Raw genomic sequence first — 17,322 nt, forward strand, 5'->3', positions numbered from 1 at the left:
AACGGCCTCCTCGGTGAACGGGTACACCCGCTAGGACCGGACAGCCCCGCGATTTGTGACTGGCGGACCGTCACGCGCGGTCCCGGCCGACAGGAGGCGCAGTTCGCGGCCCCGCCGGACGGCCGCGCCGCGGTCGGTGGCGCCGAGCTTGGCGTAGATCCGGCGGATGTGCGTGTTGACGGTGTTCAGCGAGACCAGCAGTTCCCCGGCGATCTCCGGCCGCGTCAGGTTGGTCGGCAGGTACCGCAGGACGCGCAGCTCGCTGGGACTCAGCTCCGCCAGGGGTGCCCGCACCGACGGGGCCGCAACCCGGCCGCGCACCGCGTCGAGGATGGTGGCGACGAGTGCCGCATGCCTGGTTTCCCACGCCGGCCGAGCTTCCAGGAGCCGCCACGCGCCGGTCATCGCGAACGGGAGCACCAGCCCGTCCGGCTCGGCCAGGTCGAGCGCCCGTTCGAGGGCGGCCGCGGCGGCGCGCCGGTCGCCGACCTCGGCGCGACCGAGGGCGGTGCTCAGGTGCGCCTCGAGCTGCGTGAAAACGTCTCCATCAGCGGCGGGCCGGAGCACCGGAGCAGCGGTGTGCCCGGCGCGGGCCCGGGTGGCGGCCGTCCACGCGGCCACCGGGGCGGACAGCACGTGCTCGTCGGCCATCCTCGCCTGGCTCTCCCGCGCTGCGGCGAACTCGGTCAGCGCGGCGCGGTGGTCGCCGCGGGCCGCGGCGAGGAGCGCGGCGACCACGTGCACGAGCAGCCGGATGCCGGGTTCGCTGTCGGCGTCGGCGGCCTGCCTCGCCTGGTCCAGCCGGCGGTGCGCGTCGTCGAACTCACCGGTCCAGGCCAGGACCCAGGCGAGGGTGACCAGAGCGGGCGCGACGACCGGCTCGGCGTCCCACCCGTGCTCGGCGGCGAGCGCGATCGCGTCCTCGCAGCGCCGGCGGGCCAGGGCGAAGGACCGGTTCGTGGACGCGAACCCGAGGTGCGCGAGGGCGGCCACCTCCAGGTACGGGCGGTCGAGCTCGCGGGCCAGGGCGGCGGCCGCCAGCAGGTGGCGTTCGCCGTCGGCGGGCCGCCGCGACCACGCCTCCGTGACCCCGGCGTTCAGCAGGACGACAGCACGCAGGTCGGCTCCGGCGGCGGGCAGGGCGTCCACGTTCGCGACCACGCAGTCGAAGTGCCCGCGCAGCCGGGCGAGCAGCAGGTCCACCGCGGTGACCGCGCTCCGGTCCGCGCCGGCCGACCGGGCGGTCTCCAGGTGTGCCGCGGCCTCGTCGAGCCGCATCCGGCCCAGCGCGTCGATGGCGTGGACGAGGGCGAGCGAATCATCGGGCGCCGGGAACGCCCGCAGCAGCGCTCGCACCGTTTTCGCCTCGCCGTCGAGGGTCATGGTGAGCGCGTGGCCGGAGAGCAGGGTGGCTGCCTCGGCCCAGTCGCCCGCGGCCTGGAGGTGCCGGACCGCCTCGGCGCGCTGCGCGTGGCCGGCGAACCACCGGGCCGCGAGCCGGTGCAGGCGCGGGATCTCCGCGGCCTGGGTGCGGCGCAGTTCCAGGTTCAGCAACCCGGCGAACAGGCGGTGGTAGCGGAACCAGGTGCGCTCGGGGTCGAGCGCCACGACGAAGGCGTTGGCCTCGGCCAGGTCGAGCAGGATCCGCTCGGACCCGGTCGCGCCGGTGAGCAGGTCGGCGAGCGCGCCGCTGACGCGGTCCACAATGGAGGTGCGCAGCAGCAGGCGCAGCACGTCGGCGGGCTGCCGCTCCAGCAGCTCGGCCATCAGGTACTCGGCGACGGTCCGGTCGCTGCCCGAGAACGAGGCCACGAACCGCTCCGGGTCGGGGTGACCGGCCAGCGACAGCACCGCCAGCCGCAGTCCGGCGGCCCAGCCCTCGGTCCGTGCGTGCAGGACCGCGATCACCCGTTCGGGCAGCTTGATCCCGGCCGCGGCCACGAGCGCGGCGGTCTCCTCGATCGTGAACCGCAGCCGGTCCGGGCGGATCTCGGCCAGTTCCCCCGCGAGCCGCAGCTTGTGCAGGCCCAGGGGAAGGTCGCGGCGGGCGGCCACGATCACGCGCGCCCGCGGCGGGAGCGCCGCCAGCAGCGCGGCCAGCTCCTCGGCGGTATCGAGCTCGTGCGCGTCGTCGACGACCAGCACGAACGGGCCCACCACGCCGCTGATCTCGGCGAGCACCTTCTCGCGACCGTCGCAGTCCGGCGCGGCGTAGGGCGGTTCCCCGCCGCATGCCGACCGGAGCCCGCCGAGCACGCTGAACCAGAACAGCTCCGCTCCGGGTTGCACCGACACGAACGCGATCCGGCGGTCCTGCCCGTGACGCTCGGCCCACAGGCGAAGCAGCGAGGTTTTCCCGCTCCCGGCCGGCCCTGAAACGACCGTCACCCTTTTGTCCACCGCGGCTTCCAGTGCGGCGACGAGGCCGGCGCGGTCGATCAGGGCGGACACGAAACCGAGTGTAGGTCGCCGTGATCACCTGGATCCAGTGACGACCGCTCACCTGACGGGTGACGAAGCTGGCCCCATGACCACAACGAACGAACTGCCGGACTTCGCGCCGGTACCGCACTCCGCCCACGGCCCCGCCGTCAACGAGCAGGGTTACTTCGTCGGCCGCGTGGAGAAGAACCTCTACTGGGTCACCGACGGCGGCTACCAGGCCGCGTTCCTGACCACCTCCGACGGCGTGGTGCTGTTCGACGCGCCCCCGACCATCGGGCACAACCTGCAGCGCGCCGTCGACGAGATCGCGTCGGCCAACGGCGTGTCCAACAAGGTGACGCACCTCGTCTACTCCCACCACCACGCCGACCACATCGGCGCCTCCTCGTTGTTCGGCAAGGACGTGGTGCGCGTCGGCCACGCCGGCACCAAGCGGTTGCTGCGGCGCTACGACGACCCGGCGCGGCCCCTGCCCGACATCACCTTCGAGCGGGACCACACCCTGCGGGTCGGCGGCGAGCGCGTCGACCTGGCCTGGCGCGGCACGAACCACACGCCGGACAACATCTACCTCCACCTGCCCGAGCACGACACCCTGATGCTCATCGACGTCGTGGTGCCGGGCTGGGGATCGTTCGCCGCCTTCAACGTCAACAGCGACGTGCCCGGCTCCATGGCCGCCCCCGGCACCGCGCTGTCGTTCCCGTGGAGGCACTTCATCGGCGGCCACCTCGGCCGCCTGGGCACCCGCGACGACGTCGTGCTGCACCGGCAGTACATCGAGGACATCGCGGAGAGCGCACGCGCGGCCTTGTCCACAGTGGATCCGATGCCGTTCTACGCCAGGTACGGCGACAACACCTGGGCGGCGGTGAAGGCCTACCTCGACACGGCGACCGAGTACGCCGCGGCGCCCGTGGCCCGGAAATACGCCGGGGTGCTGGGCGCGGCCGACGTCTTCATCGCGAGCACGACGTTCGTCATCCTGGAATCCCTTCGGCTGGAGGCCGGGGTCGGCTTGCAGATTCACCCCTGAGCCGCGGTCAGGAGGGGCGGAGTTCGACGACGACGCGGTAGCCGGCCGGTTCCGAGGTGATGTGCAGGCCCGGATCGTCGAACAAGCGCCGCAGCGAGGCCTGCCATTCGGGATTGGCGGTGGCCTTGTCGAGCGCGGTGCCCGAGGACCACTCGGCGATGTGGACGAACCGCACCTCGGGGGCGTCGGTGAGCGGCCGGTGCAGGCGGGATCGGATGAAGCCGGGCTGGGCCGACATGATCCGGGCGTTCTCCTGGTACCTCTCGACGAAATAACCGGCTTCGCCGGCCGGAACGGTGTAGTACTTGACGACCGTGACCGGTTCGTCGACCTCGGTCTTCGATGCCAAGGATCTGCTCACCTGGTTTTCGCAGTGTTCGGCCTCCACCTCGATTTCGGGCCCGTGCAGGAACTCTTCGTCGTCCGGCGTGCTCATGTCTCTTCCAGACAGGGCAGCCCGCCGTGTTGTGACAGGCGCGACCGAAGTTCCGTTCCGGTCACAACCGCCGGTGCTGCGCTGTCCTGGCTCGCGACCGACCCAGTGGGATGGAGCGAGCCCTTGCCGCCGATGAGCACCAGGATCCGGATCCGCCTCCGGATGAGCGCGCGCCCGATCGACGAACCGCACCGCGCGTCGAGCCAGCTCGAGCTGCTGTTCGACCTCGTCTTCGTGGTCGCCGTCGCGGCCGCCACCGCCCAGCTCGCGCACCGGATCGCCGACGGCCACGCCTGGACCGGCCTGGCCGGGTTCCTCCAGGTCTTCTTCGCGATCTGGTGGGCGTGGATGAACTTCACGTGGTTCGCGTCGTCCTACGACACCGACGACGTGGCCTACCGGCTGCTGACCATGGTGCAGATGGCCGGTGTGCTCGTCCTCGCCGCCGGGGTGCCCGCCACGGCCACCGGCGACTACCGCGCCGTCGCGGCCGGCTACCTCGTCATGCGGATCGGGCTCGTCGCACAGTGGTTGCGGGCCGGCCTCGAGGACCCGGCGCGCAGGCGGACCGCGTTCCGGTACGCCGGCGGCATCACCGTCCTGCAGATCGGCTGGCTGGGCTGGCTCGTCCTCGGCGAGACGGGTGTCCTTTCGCCGGGCACCCGGACGGCGTGCTTCCTCGCGCTGGCTGCCGCGGAACTCGCGGTGCCACACTGGGCGGAGCGGCCCGGCGCCACCACCTGGCACCCGCACCACATCGCCGAGCGCTACGGGCTGTTCACGATCATCCTGCTCGGCGAGAGCGTCTTGGCCGCGATCACGGGCGTCCGGGGAGTTCTGCAAGCGGCGGAGATCAGCGCCGCGTTCGGCACGATCGCGGTCTCCGGCCTCGTGCTGCTCTTCGCCCTCTGGTGGCTGTACTTCCTGGAACCGGCCGGGGACGGGCTGCGCGATCGCCGCGCGGGGTCCTACCTGTGGGGCTACGGCCACTTCGGCATCTTCGCGGCGCTCGCGGCACTCGGCGCGAGCCTGGAGGTCGCGGTCGAGGACACCGGGCACCACCTGCCGGCCTCACCGCTTCTGATCGGCTACGCCGTCGCCGCCTCCGTGGGCGTGTTTCTCGTGCTCCTGTGGCTGGTCCACGTGCCCATCGTGACGAGGACCGTCCTGCGTCCCGGCGCGGTCCTGACCTGCGCCACCGTCGTGTTCCTGCTCCCGCTCGCCGCGCCGTGGACCGGCGTGGCCGTCGTGGTCGCGGGCATCGCGGCGGCCTGCGCACTGCTGGTCGCTTTCACCATCACCCTGGAGCTGTCACACGCCGCAGGGCTGTCTTGTCTTCACTGGCACCGGGATCGCGATGATCCCCGGCGGACAGGAGGTATGCCGTGACGACCGTGGTGACGCCCATCGCGGAGGCAGGGCACCCGTCGCCGGCCGGACCGAGCCGGTACGGGCGCATGTTCCCGAGCCTTGCCCCGCTCGTCACCGATCCGCGGCTGCTGGCGCGCGCGGGCGGCCACGGCGGGATCTGCGACGCGGCGGCCTGGCCCGGGCCGAGCGGCGACGACGCGGCCGAGGCAGCCGGGTGGCCGTTCTTCGGCCAGCTGATCGCGCACGACCTCACCGCCGACCGCTCTTCCCTCACCGGTGACCTGCCCCCGGGAGCGCTGCGCAACGCCCGCGCACCGAAGCTCGACCTGGAGATGCTCTACTCCGACGGCCCCATCGGTTCGCCGTTCCTCTACGACACGGACGATCCGGCGAAGTTCCTGCTCGGCCGCCCCGATGGCTACGACGTGCCCCGCAACCAGCAGGGGGTGGCCCTCATCGGCGACCCCCGCAACGACTCGCACCTGGTCGCACTGACCCTGCACACCGCGCTGCTGCGGGCACACAACCGCATCGTGGATCTGCTGCGCGACGACGGCGTGACCGACGTTTTCGACCAGGCGCGGCAGGCACTCACCTGGCACTACCAGTGGATCGTGGTCCACGACTTCCTGCCACGGCTCGTCGGACGACCCCTGGTCGAGCAGGTGCTCACGACAGGCGGCCGGTGGTTCGCACCACCGCCGGGACAGGCCTGGATCCCGCTGGAGTTCTCCCACGCGGCCTTCCGCTACGGCCACAGCCAGATCCGCCACGCCTACCGGCTCGTCCCCGGCGGCCCCGAACTGCCGCTCTTCCCGGACCTCGTCGGGTTCCGGCCGGTGGCCGCCGGCCGGCGCGTCGATCTCGCGCTGTTCTTCGACATGCCCGGCCATCCGCCGGCGCAACGGGCCAAACGCATCGACGGCCGCCTTCCGGCGAGCCTCATCGCGCTGCCCGAGCAGGTCACCGGCACCGTCGACGCCGTCGCCCACCGGTCGCTCGCGGTCCGCGACCTCCTCCGCGGCGAGACCACCGGACTGCCCAGCGGCGAATCCGTCGCCCGGCACATCGGCGCACCGCCGTTGACCGCGGGCAAAGGTTCCTGGCCGCACGGCACGCCGCTGTGGATCTACGTCCTCAACGAAGCCCAGCACCACGGCGGCGGCGACCGCCTGGGCGAGGTCGGCGGCCGCATCGTCGCGGAGGTCCTGATCGGACTGCTGCGCGCCGACCCGGCGAGCTACCTGAACGGCGAACCGGGCTGGCGACCGGCCCTGCCCGCCGCGGGACCGGCCTATGGCCTGGCCGACCTGCTCACGCTGGGCCCCGCGCGACCGAGCTGATTCGTCGAACAGTTCGAGGGACTGGTCGCGATCGTGACCGGGACGCCTACGGCCACCGTTCTCTCCCGGCGGGGCTCACGATGGCGCGTCCCGAGCCGCGATCGAGTCACTCACCCGCGGTCGGGCATCGGAAGCACTGCCCGTCGCCGGGTTAGGCGCGGTGAGCCGAGGAGCTCGCCCCGCGACAACGACCGTGAGGAGATTTCAGCAATGGAAGGTTTTTCTCGCGCCGGATCAGGGCCTGATTGTCACGCACTTCCTGACCGTGCGCGACGTCGAAGTGTCGCGCGAGTTCTACGCCGAGATCTTCGACGGGCACGTTTTACGGCGACCAGTTCAACGCCGTGCTGACCACGCTCCGGACGCAGGACATCCAACTGTGCTCCCCGAAGCGAGCGGGCCGGTGAACCTCAGGACCCTGTGCACCAGGCACTGATGCTGCTGCTCGGGTCCCAGTCACGTCGCGAGGTACTGCGGGCCCGGCACCGGGTACTGGCTGCGATGCACATCCAAACCCGTGTCCAAGGCAGGTTCCTTGGCGGCTGACCGCCTTACGGCTACCGCCTGCCCGATGCCGGCCTCCGCCCGATTCGAGCCCACGCGAACTGGGGCCGCCGCCTGCACCGTCTCGAACCCGATCCGGCCACCTCCCGTGCGTGCGGTGGATCTTCCAGCAACGCGCTACCGGCCGCAGCGTGGCCGGCATCGCGCGCGAGTTGAACGACCGCGGCTTCCCATGCCCCTCGAGCGCCGACCGGGACCCGAGACACGAGTGGATCGTCCGGACGGTGGTTCTGCTCCGGCGGTCGCGGCGGGAGCGCCGGGAACCCCACTGGACTCGGTGAGGCCGAGGTGTACGCGATGATCGACTCGCTCGGGAACGTCAGCGCTGCGCTGGCCGACGGTCAACCGGGCTGGCCGGCGCAGCTCCACCAAGATTTGCGGCTTGGCCTGCGGTTCGACCACGAAAAAGAGGCCGTCGACGTGACGGCCTCTCCGCGGGGTGAATAATGCGTGTCCGAGGGGGGACTTGAACCCCCATACGTGGGATATCTCCCGTGTTTGGGGAGATCATGCCGTCACAGTAGCGCAGAGTTACGGCTTTTGCCCATCCCAGCCGCAGGGTGAAGGAACACCGACAGCAGCCTGGGAGCGATGCCGTCGTCCGCCTACAGCAGGCTTCGGCCCAGCGCCAGCCTGTCCACCTACTGGCACAGCACGACATCCTGGTCGGCACTGCCATACCCGCCGAAGAACAGCACTCGCAAGTCAGCCGAGTATGTAATGAACCACTGGGATGTCCCCTCGTTGGCAGGGCCGGGTGCTGGCACGCAGACGCATCACCCAGGCGGTCCCACAACCACCGGTGGAGCTTCATCGCCGACCTGTCCGTCAACGCTGTCATCCGGCCCGCCGGCCTGCCCATCAACACCTCCATCATCGGGGTGTTGCGCCGACCAGTTGAATCCGCCCTGGGCGCTTCGGTCGGAGTGGACAACGGTGCCGCGCGGGTCGCGCAACGCGATCGCTTCGGCGGGCGCTCCCCGGATTCCCTTCGTGCAGATAGCCGACCGGACCGAGGCCTTCCAGCGCGGACGGTCGCCGACGCCGGTCCATCCGCGCTCGGCCGGCTGCACCTACACCCGTCTCACCAGCCGGCGCGGCGCCCGGACGGGTCGTGGGCCCGTGCGCCGGTCCCGTGGGCTCGTCGCTGCGACGCGGGTTCGGTCTGGCCGGCGGATGGGGGCGCCGGCGTGTACACCGGCTGGCGGAACAGACTCCCGTAGCGGTCCTCCTGAGGCGTGGTGAGCGTTCCGGGCCGGGGTTGCTCATCCTTGGGGTGGCTGAACAACGCACTGTCCATCATGGATTCGATGATCGGGATGTCCTCTCGTCCGACGCCACCGGAACGGCGGCGTCCGTCATGCGGGCAGCGGTGCGCCGTCCGTGGTGCGACTGCGCGCGGCAGTGGTGCCCCGAGCCGTCAGCAGTTGCGAGCTGTCGTCGGTGTTGTTCTCGTCGGCGGCGGTCGCGAGGACGTGCCCCGCGACTTCGGGGCCGGTTTCCGGTGCGATGACCAGCAATGTCAGCCGGTGGTGGTTCCAGCCGACCACCGTCAGGGTGTCGTCGTGTTGCGACCGGAATCCTTCGAGCCGGACGACGTACTCGCCGACGGCGAGACGGCGGCGGGGCGCCTGCCATTCGCCCAGCCGGTACGTGACCCGATCGGTCCGCCCCAGCCGACCGCCCGGGACACCGGCCTCGAGACCGGCTACTGCGCCGAGATCGTCGCGCTGACCTACGAAGCGATGGGCCTGCTGCCCCGGGGCCGCCGGCCGAACTGGTACGACCCGGGCCGCTTCTGGAGCGGTGACCACCTCGACCTGGCCGGCGGCGCCGCACTGGGCGACGAGATCGCCGTGCGCGTCCCGAGCTGACCCGGTTGGTCCACTGTGGACGTCACCGGCGGACCTCGGTCGGCCGGCGGGGTTCGCGGTGCAGCAGTTCGAGTGCCTCGGTGCCGGCGACCGCGGCGAACTTCCGGTAGCTGTTGCGCACCTCGTGCAGCCAGGGCACCGGGCGCAGGCAGACGAACTGGTCCACCTCGCGGGCGAGCCGGTCGGCGACGTCGGCCTGGGCGACCGGGACCGCCAGCACGATCCGGCAGACCTGGCGGGCCCGCAGGACGCGGATCGCCGTGTGCGCGGTGGTGCCGGTGGCGGCGCCGTCGTCGGCGAGGACGACCGTGTGACCCGCGATCGGTACCGGCGCCACCGTGCGCCGGTACACGCCGACCTGACCGGCCAGCGCGGCTCGCGCCCCATCGGCGAGCCGCGCGAGTTCGCCCGGCGAGATGTCGAACCGGCGGATGGCGTCGTGGTCCCAGACGAGCAGGCCACCCTTGCCCACGGCGCCGAGCGTCGTCGGCGGCGGCCCCGCGGCTTCGACCCGGCTGGTGAGCAGGATGTCCAGCGGCGCACCGAGGACGTCGGCGATCTCGCCGGCCACCACCAGCCCGCCTTCGGACAGGCCGAGGACCACGGCCCGGTCGCCGCGCAGCGGTCGCAGTCGCAGGGCCAGCCGCTCGCCGGCTTCCCGGCGATCACGGAACCGCATGAGAACTCCTGCCTTCGAGGGCCGGTCGGCCGCCTCCAGCCTCACGGCCCCGCGTCCGGGGCGCTAGGGCCGTCAGCCACCACGGGCCGGACCGGCCGGCACCTTCCGCCGGTGTCCACAAAGGACTATTCAGCCCGTGGCCGCCGGGGTCAGCACGACTGCGGGGACGAGTTCGCGGTCGGCCAAGGCGCGGGCCACCTCACTGAGGCGGAGGTTGTTGCGGCGAGCATAGCCGCGCAGCGCCGTGAAGGCCGCATCCATGCTCAGCCCGCCGGTGACGGCCAGGACACCCTTCGCCTGCTCGATGATGACCCGGCTGTTCAACGCGGTCTGCAGCTGCTCGGACAGGACTTCGCCCTGACGGACAGCGCGTTCGTGGAGGATGCCGATCGTCGCGGTGTCGGCCAGCCCCTGCGCCAGCGCCACGTCGTCCGCCGACAACTCGCCCGGTTGGAGCCCGAAGAGGTTCAGCGCCCCGATGGTCTGCTTGCGCAGCCGCAGCGGCAGGGCGTGCACCGAGGCGAACCCGTCCTTGGCCGCCTCGGCGGCGAACCGCGGCCATCGCGCGGCCTGCGCGGCGATGTCGGCCACCAGCACCGGCGTGCTGGTGGTGAAGCACTCGATGCACGGGCCTTCGTCGATGTCGAGCTGGAACAGCTCGAGCAGCCGCGCCTGCTCGGTGGAGGAGGCCAGCACCTGCAAGCCACCCCGCTCGTCGACCAGCGTCAGCCCCGCCGCGGCGACGTCGAGCAGCGCCACGCACTGCTGCACGAGGGTGTGCAGCAAGTCGGCGACGTCGTAGTCGTCGACCAGCGTGTCCGCCAGCGCGACGAACGCCCGGGTCACCTGTCGTTCACGGTCGGCCATGCCCACCATCTCCCGCTCCATCAGCTGCCTTCATGGTGAACCCTCACCGAACGCCTCGTCCAACCGCAGCCGCCCGGCCACGACGTCACCCGCGACCTCGAGCAGGGAACGGCCGTGCCCGAACGCATACGCCCGCAGCCGCGCCAACGCGACCGACGCGGGCAGACCCAGGTGGGCGATCAGCATCCCGGTGGCCTGGTGCACCTCCCGGAACCGCATCCCCGCGCCCTCCATCCACCGCCCGTCCCCGTCGAGCCACCGGCCACCACCGGCCCGCAAGCCCGACAGGGCGAGCGCGGCGACGTCGGCCACCCGCAACGCCGTCGACAGCTCACCCGGACTCAACGAACCCGGCGTCGAACGGTAGGTGTCGAGGGTCGCCACCCGGGCCGCCCCGATCTGCACCGGAAACGTGAACAACGCGGCCACCGGATACGCCGCCGCCTCGGCCGCGAACACCGGCCACGCCGCCGGCGGTTCCGCGACCAGATCCGGCACCAGCACCGGCCCGCCGTTGACGTAGGCCTCGAAGCACGGCCCTTCCCCCAACGAGAACTGCAGCTCCGCCAGCGCCGCGCTCACCGCGTCACTCGCGTAGACGACCTCGCGGTGCCCGGCGTCGACCATCACCGACACCGCCGCGCCGTCCACCGGCAGCAGGTGCACGCACGCCTGGCACACCCGGCCGACGACGTCGACCCCGTTGCCGGCACCACCCTCGTCCAGCGCGGCCTGCACGCTCGCGCGCAGAACCTCGATCTCAGCCACCGCGAGCCCACGACCCGCGAGCTTGGCGTTCCCACATCCGGTCCCCTTCGAGTCGGTGTTCGTGATCGCCACACCAACTCGGACACGACCGGGCCCGGATCAGCGCCGCCACCGCGGCTGCGTTCACCGATCGTACCCGCGCACTGATCAGGGCACCGGGGATGCGGCGATGTGCCGCCGAAACGTGGTCAGCACGCCGATCAGGACCGCCTGCGCGCAGTCGTCCGCGTCGCCGTCGACTGCTGCCACGAGGTGGTCCTCTCGGTCAGTTCCGGGTGGTCAGGTACGGACTCGGATCGCCGCCGGCCGTCGGGTCGCTGTCGAGCCAGCGCAGGAACCCGCGGCGGTCCCGTCGTTCGATTTCGTCGAGGAAGTCCTGGCGGCGCTGGACGACGAGCCGGCGCACCTGCTCGTCGGTGGCGAGGAGCAGCAGGAAGTAGCTGCGCCGCCACGCCACGCACAGCTCCTCGGTCGCCATGTCGGCCACCCGGCGAGGGGACGCGGGCCGCGGAACCGAAGCGCGGTACGGCTCGGACGAGGCTCTGTGCAGCGCGGGCCGGTGATGGTAACCGGCCCACACCCCGCCGGCCACGAGCAGCACGAGGACGGTCGCGGTGAGGCCACCGCCCACCGTGGTCAGCAGGCCGGCGATGGCCAGGCAAGCCGTGACGAACGCCGCCGCGGCGGCCGCGCCCAAGGGCAGATCCGGTCCGCTGGACACAGCCCGCCCGCGCGGGAACCGCGAAGCGCCGAAAGCGACGAGAAAACCCGCCCCGGCTCCGAGCAGGCTCCAGCCGAGCAGGACGTCCCCAGGCAGCCTCAGGGCACCGATCGTGGCCAGGACGCAGACAGGAACGGCCAGACCGAACACCGCCACGCGTCCCACTGTCGTGCGCCTCACCGTCCGGGCCGGGCGCCGACCGGGTGGCCGGCGCCGGGGAGAACCAGGAACGCCGGGGTCCGGGGCGTCCTCACAGTCTAGACCTCGGGGTTCGAGAACGCGGGTCGCACTGTCCAGCCGCGCCCGCAGCCGTCCTCGGTCCGCGGTGGGCGGGGTGGTAGCCGGGGTTGAGCTTGCGGTCGAGGCGGCCGGGTTTGGGCCAGTGGACGTCGGTGGCCCAGCCGAGCTTCTCGAACGCCCAGATGATCCGGGCGGATACGTCGAGCTGGCCGCGGCGAACACCGTGGCGAGCGCCGGTGGGGTCGGCGTGGTGGGAGTTGTGCCAGGACTCACCCATCGAGGCGATGGCCAATGGCCAGAAGTTCGCGGACTTGTCGCGGGCGGCGTAGGGCCGTTCGCCGATCAGGTGACACAGGGAGTTCACCGACCAGGTGACGTGGTGCAGCACAGCCACCCGCACCAGGCTCGCCCAGAAGAACGCGGTCAGCGCACCCCACCAGGATATGGTCACCAGCCCGCCGATCAGCGCCGGGCTGAGCAGGGTGACCACCGTGAGCGCGGGGAACCAGCGGTCGATCCGGACGATGTCGCGATCGGCCAGCAGGTCGGGCGCGAAGCGCTGGGCGTTGGTCTTCTCCCGCTCGAACAACCAGCCCATGTGGGCGTGCCAGAAACCTTTCGCGAGCGCGGCGGCGGACGTGCCGTAGCGCCACGGGGAATGCGGGTCGCCGTCGCGGTCGGCGAAAGCGTGGTGACGGCGGTGGTCGGCGACCCAGCCGATGACCGGGCCCTGCATGGCCATGCTTCCGGTGAGGGCGAGCGCGACCCGCAGGCCGCGGTTCGCCTTGAACGCGCCGTGGGTGAAGAGGCGGTGGAACCCGATCGTCACCCCGAGCCCGGTCAGGAAGTAGAACCCGACCGTCAAGACGACGTCGGTCCAGCCCAGGCCCCACCCCCACGCGAACGGCACCGCCGCGGCCAAAGCCAGCAACGGCACCACCGCGAACAACTTGACCAGGAAGGTCTCGGTGCGGGACTTCTCGCCCGCCAGCATCGGCTGCGCGGCCTTCGGCGGCCGTTCCAGCGTACGTGTCATTTTGATCGCTCTTTCCGCTGACGTACCTGCCCGCCAGGGTCCGGGGCGATCAAGTGGGGAGTAGCCCGCCGACGGCGGCCTAAACCTGGGGGACGAGTGCCGGAGCTGTCCTCCACCCGAACAGCGACAACGAACGTACTGCCGGGATGGTTCCCCGGAGACGACTTCCGCGCGGCGATCCGGCGGTCGGGCCGGAAGCCCTCTAGCGTGGCGGTCATGGAACACCCCGAACCTGACACCCGGACCCTCGAGCGCCGCCTGGGCGAATACGTGCGGGCGGTCGCGGTCGCGGTCGGTGTCCCGGCCGAGAGCGTCACGGTGGAGATCAGCGACACGGCCACCGCCTACCTCGGGCTGCCCCGCCGTTGGCCCGATCGGCCCGGCCAGGACATCATGCTGGTGTGGAGCGAACGGCGTGGGTGGTCGCTCGCGGTGGAAACCGATCCCGCCGAAGACCCGGTCGTCATCGCGCGCCAAGGCGGCGGCGACCTCGTGCCCGCCCCGCGCGCGGTCGCGCAGTTCGTCACCGACACCGCCGCCGGGCGCCGCCCCGGCCAGGAGCGTCTTCGCCCGGCCGCCACGACCCGCAGGGTGCTGGCCGAGCGGCTGAGTCCTTACGTCCATCACCCACGCTGACGGCTACCGCCGGGTACGTCGGCCCGGAACGAACCGGCGCCGGAGTCAGCACAGGGGTACGGTCGAAGGCACAGCGACGATTGCCCGGACCCTGCTCTCGCGACGACCGGCAGCGTGGCCGGATCGGCCACCCATCGCCAGGAACAGGCTCGTCATGACCCCCGCGAAATCCCTGATCGGCACCCACCCGTTCACCGACCGTGGCCGCTCCGCGGCACGCGAGCGCTGACCCGGTGGGAGTATCCGAGCCTTCTCCGGTGCCGTACGGGCTCCGCGTCGCGGCGGCCGTTTCCTGGCGCCTGCTGGTCGTGGCGGCAGCGCTGGCGGTACTGGGCTTCCTGGCCACCAAGCTCGCGTCGGTGCTCGTCCCGGTCGCGGTGGCGCTGTTGCTCGCCGGTCTGTTCTCCCCGGCTGTTTCCTGGCTGGCGGGCAAGAAGGTCCCTCGCGGACTGGCGACCGCGATCGTGCTGGTCATGGGGATCGCACTGGCCGGCGCCGTGGTGACGTTCGTGGTCATCACCGTCACCGTGGGCATGCCCGGGCTGATCGACCAGGTCACCGTCAGCCTGACCGACCTGCACACCTGGCTGAAAACCGGCCCCCTGCACCTGAGCCAGGGCCAGCTCGACGAGATGGTCGGCAACCTGACCGCCATGCTCGGCCGGAACAAGTCGGCGATCGCCTCGGGCGCCCTCACCACCGCCGTCACCGTAGGAGAACTGCTCGCCCAGCTCCTGCTGGTGGTGTTCTGCCTGATCTTCTTCCTCGCCCAGGGAAACGCGATCTGGGCGTTCGTCCTGCGGGCCGCGCCGGCCCGCCTGCGCGAACGCGTCGACGTCGCCGGGCGCAGCGGGTTCACCACCCTGGCGCACTACATCCGCGGCACCGCCGCCGTCGCGTTCGCCGACGCCGCCGGCATCGGCCTCGGACTGGTGATCATCGGAGTACCCTTGGCGGCTCCGCTGAGCACGCTCGTCTTCCTCGGCGCCTTCGTGCCCGTCATCGGCTCGGTGATCGCCGGTGCGATCGCCGTCCTCGTGGCGCTGGTGGCCAACGGCGTGTGGGCAGCCGTCATCGTGCTCGCCGTCGTGGTCGGCGTGATGCAGCTCGAAAGCCATGTCCTGCAACCACTTCTCCTCGGGCGGGCGGTCCGGCTGCACCCCTTGGCCGTCGTCCTCGCACTCGCTGCCGGGCTCGTCACCGCCGGCATCGTGGGTGCCTTGCTCGCGGTTCCGCTGCTCGCCGTCTTCAGCTCAGGTGTGCGAAGCCTGGGAGCTTCCGGTGCCGAGGCGGAAGATCCCGGTGCACCCTGAGCGAAGGCAATCGAGGCGCGTGCTTCGGGACCGGCTCGGGGTATAGTCACCGTCGATCGCCGCGTTCGCCCCAGTCCCCGGTGACGTCGCCATCAGCTCCACGCTGATCGTCGTTTCCGGCCGGCCCGGCCGGCCATCCGGGAGGACCACGCGGTGAAAGTCGGTATCCTCGACATCCTCGGACCGCCGGCCCGGCGCCCGGTGGACCTCGCTTATCAGCTGTTGATCACCAAGCAGTACGCCAGCATCACCCCGCAGGCCATTTCGGTGTGGTGCCGCCGGAACGGGCACCAGACCTTCTACGCCACCTACTACGGCCTCGGCCGGCCGCACCGCTTGCTGCCCGCCGACCTGGACGTGGTGTTCATTTCCTGCTACACGCAGGTCAGCCACCTCGCCTACGCGCTGGCGAAGCTCTACCGCCGGGCCGGTGTTCGCACGGTGATCGGCGGCCCGCACGCCAAGGCGTTCCCGGTGGACTGCCTGCGCTTCTTCGACCTGGTCGTGCGGGAGTGCGATCCGGAGCTGGTCGCCGACATCCTGTCGGGGCAGTTCGACCCGGGCACCGTGATCTCGGCAGCCCGGCCGTTCGACGACGTGCCGACGGTCGAGGAGCGGATGCCCGAAATCCGCGCGTCGGCCTTCTTCTGGGGACGCAAGCCGCTGCTGCTGTCGGCGGTGCCCATGCTCGCGAGCATGGGCTGCCCGTACCGGTGCGACTTCTGCATCGACTGGAGCAGCACCTACCGCCCGCTCCCGGCCGACCGGCTCCAGGCCGACCTGCGCTACCTCGCCCGGCACCTGCCCGGCAGGCTCATCGTGTTCCACGACCCGAACTTCGCGGTGAAGTTCGACGACGTCTTCGAGACGCTGGAGGCCCAGCCACCCGGGCAACGGCCGCCGTACATCATCGAAAGCTCGCTCACGGTGTTGCGCGGTGACCGGCCGCGGCGGTTGAAGGAGACGAACTGCGCCATGGTCGCGCCAGGCGTCGAGTCGTGGACCGGCTACTCGAACAAAGCCGGTGTCGGCCGGACCGGCGGCACCGCGAAGGTCGAGCGCGTCGCCGCGCACTTCGCCCAGCTGGCCGAAAACGTGCCCTACTTGCAGGCGAACTTCATGTTCGGACTCGACACCGACCAGGGCGACGAACCGGTCGAGCTGACCAAGCAGTTCATGGACCTGGCCCCGTTCGCCTTTCCGACGATAAACATCCCGGTGCCCTTCGGCGGCACCCCGCTGCACGAAGAACTCACCGCGGCCGGGCGGATCCTCGCCGCCATGCCGTTCAGCTTCTACTACGCGCCCTACCTGGTGACGACCATCAAGAACTACGATCCGATCGCCTATTACGAAAAGCTCGTCGAGCTCTACTCGCACGCCGCGTCACCGGCGATGCTGAGCCGGCGACTGCGGACCACCTCGCACCGCGTCGTCGAATACGTCCACCGGGCGCGCACCGCAAGTTTCCGCTCCGACATCGCGAGTTTCCGCCGCCTCCTGGAAATGCTGCGATCGGACCCGGCGTTCCTGGCCTTCCACGAAGGCCGGACTGCCACACTGCCGAAGTTCTACCGCCGGACCAGCGAACGCATGCTGGGCCGCTACGCCGAACTGCTCTCCCCGGCCGACCGGACGCCCGACCTGTCACCGGCCGATCCCCCGCGCCGCCACCTCACGATCGAGGGACGGTAGCCACGGGAACGGCGTGCCGATCCGCTTCGTTCCCGGCGGTCCCGGCGGCCACGTGACTGGACCGGCAGGACCTGAGCCCGGTCTTCTGTGCAGTTCCAGGATCGAAGCGGCAGGCCGGCGGGGCCACGAGAACAGCGAACATGACGTCCTGCGTGCAGTCCTCCGCGCCCGCGCCGAGGCGCTCCCCGAGGTGGTCGGCGATTCCCTGACGAAGGTGCGCGCACGATTTCTCCCGAATCGGGTCCGGGCAGGCCACGTGACCGGGTCTCGTGCCGATCTCGCGATGACGGCGCAGTCC

Annotated in this window: 17 protein-coding genes; 9 read left to right on the plus strand and 8 right to left on the minus strand. The window is 71.3% G+C overall.

The features are described 5' to 3' along the window. Window positions 1-30: 30 nt before the first annotated feature. Window positions 31-2,451 (minus strand): LuxR C-terminal-related transcriptional regulator, encoded by a 2,421-nt coding sequence (locus AB0J40_RS07985; protein ID WP_364449164.1) that lies wholly within the window; start codon window positions 2,449-2,451, stop codon window positions 31-33. A gap of 76 nt (window positions 2,452-2,527) precedes the next feature. On the opposite strand from AB0J40_RS07985, the gene AB0J40_RS07990 reads away from it, so the two are divergent. Further along, on the plus strand, window positions 2,528-3,481 hold the full coding sequence (locus AB0J40_RS07990) for an MBL fold metallo-hydrolase (protein ID WP_364449167.1): 954 nt from the start codon (window positions 2,528-2,530) through the stop codon (window positions 3,479-3,481). Window positions 3,482-3,488: 7 nt separating this feature from the next. Here AB0J40_RS07990 and AB0J40_RS07995 read toward each other — a convergent pair whose 3' ends face one another. Beyond that, complete coding sequence (locus tag AB0J40_RS07995) at window positions 3,489-3,917, minus strand: antibiotic biosynthesis monooxygenase family protein (protein ID WP_364449170.1); 429 nt, start codon at window positions 3,915-3,917, stop codon at window positions 3,489-3,491. Between the two features lie 132 nt (window positions 3,918-4,049). On the opposite strand from AB0J40_RS07995, the gene AB0J40_RS08000 reads away from it, so the two are divergent. The 4 genes from AB0J40_RS08000 (at window position 4,050) to AB0J40_RS08015 (ending at window position 7,642) form a co-directional block, all read left to right on the plus strand. Next, window positions 4,050-5,306, plus strand: a complete 1,257-nt coding sequence (locus tag AB0J40_RS08000) for a low temperature requirement protein A (protein ID WP_364449173.1) — start codon at window positions 4,050-4,052, stop codon at window positions 5,304-5,306. Further along, the gene (locus AB0J40_RS08005) at window positions 5,303-6,631 is read left to right on the plus strand and encodes a peroxidase family protein (RefSeq protein WP_364449175.1); all 1,329 of its coding nucleotides are present in this window, start codon (window positions 5,303-5,305) and stop codon (window positions 6,629-6,631) included. The genes AB0J40_RS08000 and AB0J40_RS08005 overlap by 4 nt, the downstream gene beginning before the upstream one ends. A gap of 656 nt (window positions 6,632-7,287) precedes the next feature. Then, on the plus strand, window positions 7,288-7,476 hold the full coding sequence (locus AB0J40_RS08010) for a recombinase family protein (RefSeq protein ID WP_364449177.1): 189 nt from the start codon (window positions 7,288-7,290) through the stop codon (window positions 7,474-7,476). Between the two features lie 16 nt (window positions 7,477-7,492). Then, window positions 7,493-7,642 carry a hypothetical protein gene (locus tag AB0J40_RS08015; RefSeq protein WP_364449180.1) on the plus strand — a complete coding sequence of 50 codons (150 nt, stop codon included), beginning with the start codon at window positions 7,493-7,495 and terminating at the stop codon, window positions 7,640-7,642. A gap of 911 nt (window positions 7,643-8,553) precedes the next feature. Here the strand turns inward: AB0J40_RS08015 and AB0J40_RS08020 are convergent. Continuing rightward, window positions 8,554-8,871: a DUF5994 family protein gene (locus AB0J40_RS08020; RefSeq protein WP_364450050.1), complete on the minus strand. Its 318-nt coding sequence runs from the start codon at window positions 8,869-8,871 to the stop codon at window positions 8,554-8,556. On the opposite strand from AB0J40_RS08020, the gene AB0J40_RS08025 reads away from it, so the two are divergent. Continuing rightward, entirely contained in the window at window positions 8,761-9,069 is a 309-nt protein-coding gene (locus AB0J40_RS08025) for a hypothetical protein (RefSeq protein ID WP_364450084.1), read from the plus strand. The two genes, AB0J40_RS08020 and AB0J40_RS08025, sit on opposite strands and share 111 nt — an antisense overlap. A 22-nt stretch (window positions 9,070-9,091) precedes the next feature. Here AB0J40_RS08025 and AB0J40_RS08030 read toward each other — a convergent pair whose 3' ends face one another. The 5 genes from AB0J40_RS08030 to AB0J40_RS08050 form a co-directional block, all read right to left on the minus strand. Continuing rightward, window positions 9,092-9,748 carry a phosphoribosyltransferase family protein gene (locus AB0J40_RS08030; RefSeq protein ID WP_364449182.1) on the minus strand — a complete coding sequence of 219 codons (657 nt, stop codon included), beginning with the start codon at window positions 9,746-9,748 and terminating at the stop codon, window positions 9,092-9,094. 129 nt (window positions 9,749-9,877) lie between these two features. Then, a complete protein-coding gene (locus AB0J40_RS08035) occupies window positions 9,878-10,615 on the minus strand; it encodes a GAF and ANTAR domain-containing protein (protein WP_364450053.1) in 738 nt (245 codons plus the stop codon). A 30-nt stretch (window positions 10,616-10,645) separates the two neighbouring features. Further along, the gene (locus AB0J40_RS08040) at window positions 10,646-11,383 is read right to left on the minus strand and encodes a GAF and ANTAR domain-containing protein (RefSeq protein ID WP_364449184.1); all 738 of its coding nucleotides are present in this window, start codon (window positions 11,381-11,383) and stop codon (window positions 10,646-10,648) included. 265 nt (window positions 11,384-11,648) lie between these two features. Then, window positions 11,649-12,260 (minus strand): hypothetical protein, encoded by a 612-nt coding sequence (locus AB0J40_RS08045; protein WP_364449186.1) that lies wholly within the window; start codon window positions 12,258-12,260, stop codon window positions 11,649-11,651. 94 nt (window positions 12,261-12,354) lie between these two features. Then, on the minus strand, window positions 12,355-13,380 hold the full coding sequence (locus AB0J40_RS08050) for an acyl-CoA desaturase (protein WP_364449189.1): 1,026 nt from the start codon (window positions 13,378-13,380) through the stop codon (window positions 12,355-12,357). 216 nt (window positions 13,381-13,596) lie between these two features. On the opposite strand from AB0J40_RS08050, the gene AB0J40_RS08055 reads away from it, so the two are divergent. The 3 genes from AB0J40_RS08055 to AB0J40_RS08065 all read left to right on the plus strand — a co-directional run bounded on the left by AB0J40_RS08055 (window position 13,597) and on the right by AB0J40_RS08065 (window position 17,024). Further along, complete coding sequence (locus AB0J40_RS08055; RefSeq protein ID WP_364449191.1) at window positions 13,597-14,016, plus strand: DUF6292 family protein; 420 nt, start codon at window positions 13,597-13,599, stop codon at window positions 14,014-14,016. Window positions 14,017-14,273: 257 nt separating this feature from the next. After that, window positions 14,274-15,329, plus strand: a complete 1,056-nt coding sequence (locus AB0J40_RS08060; protein WP_364449194.1) for an AI-2E family transporter — start codon at window positions 14,274-14,276, stop codon at window positions 15,327-15,329. A 153-nt stretch (window positions 15,330-15,482) separates the two neighbouring features. Further along, window positions 15,483-17,024: a radical SAM protein gene (locus tag AB0J40_RS08065; RefSeq protein WP_364449197.1), complete on the plus strand. Its 1,542-nt coding sequence runs from the start codon at window positions 15,483-15,485 to the stop codon at window positions 17,022-17,024. The last annotated feature ends 298 nt before the right edge of the window (window positions 17,025-17,322 follow it).

Source organism: Amycolatopsis sp. NPDC049691 (assembly GCF_040675005.1).
Classification (GTDB): Bacteria; Actinomycetota; Actinomycetes; order Mycobacteriales; family Pseudonocardiaceae; genus Amycolatopsis.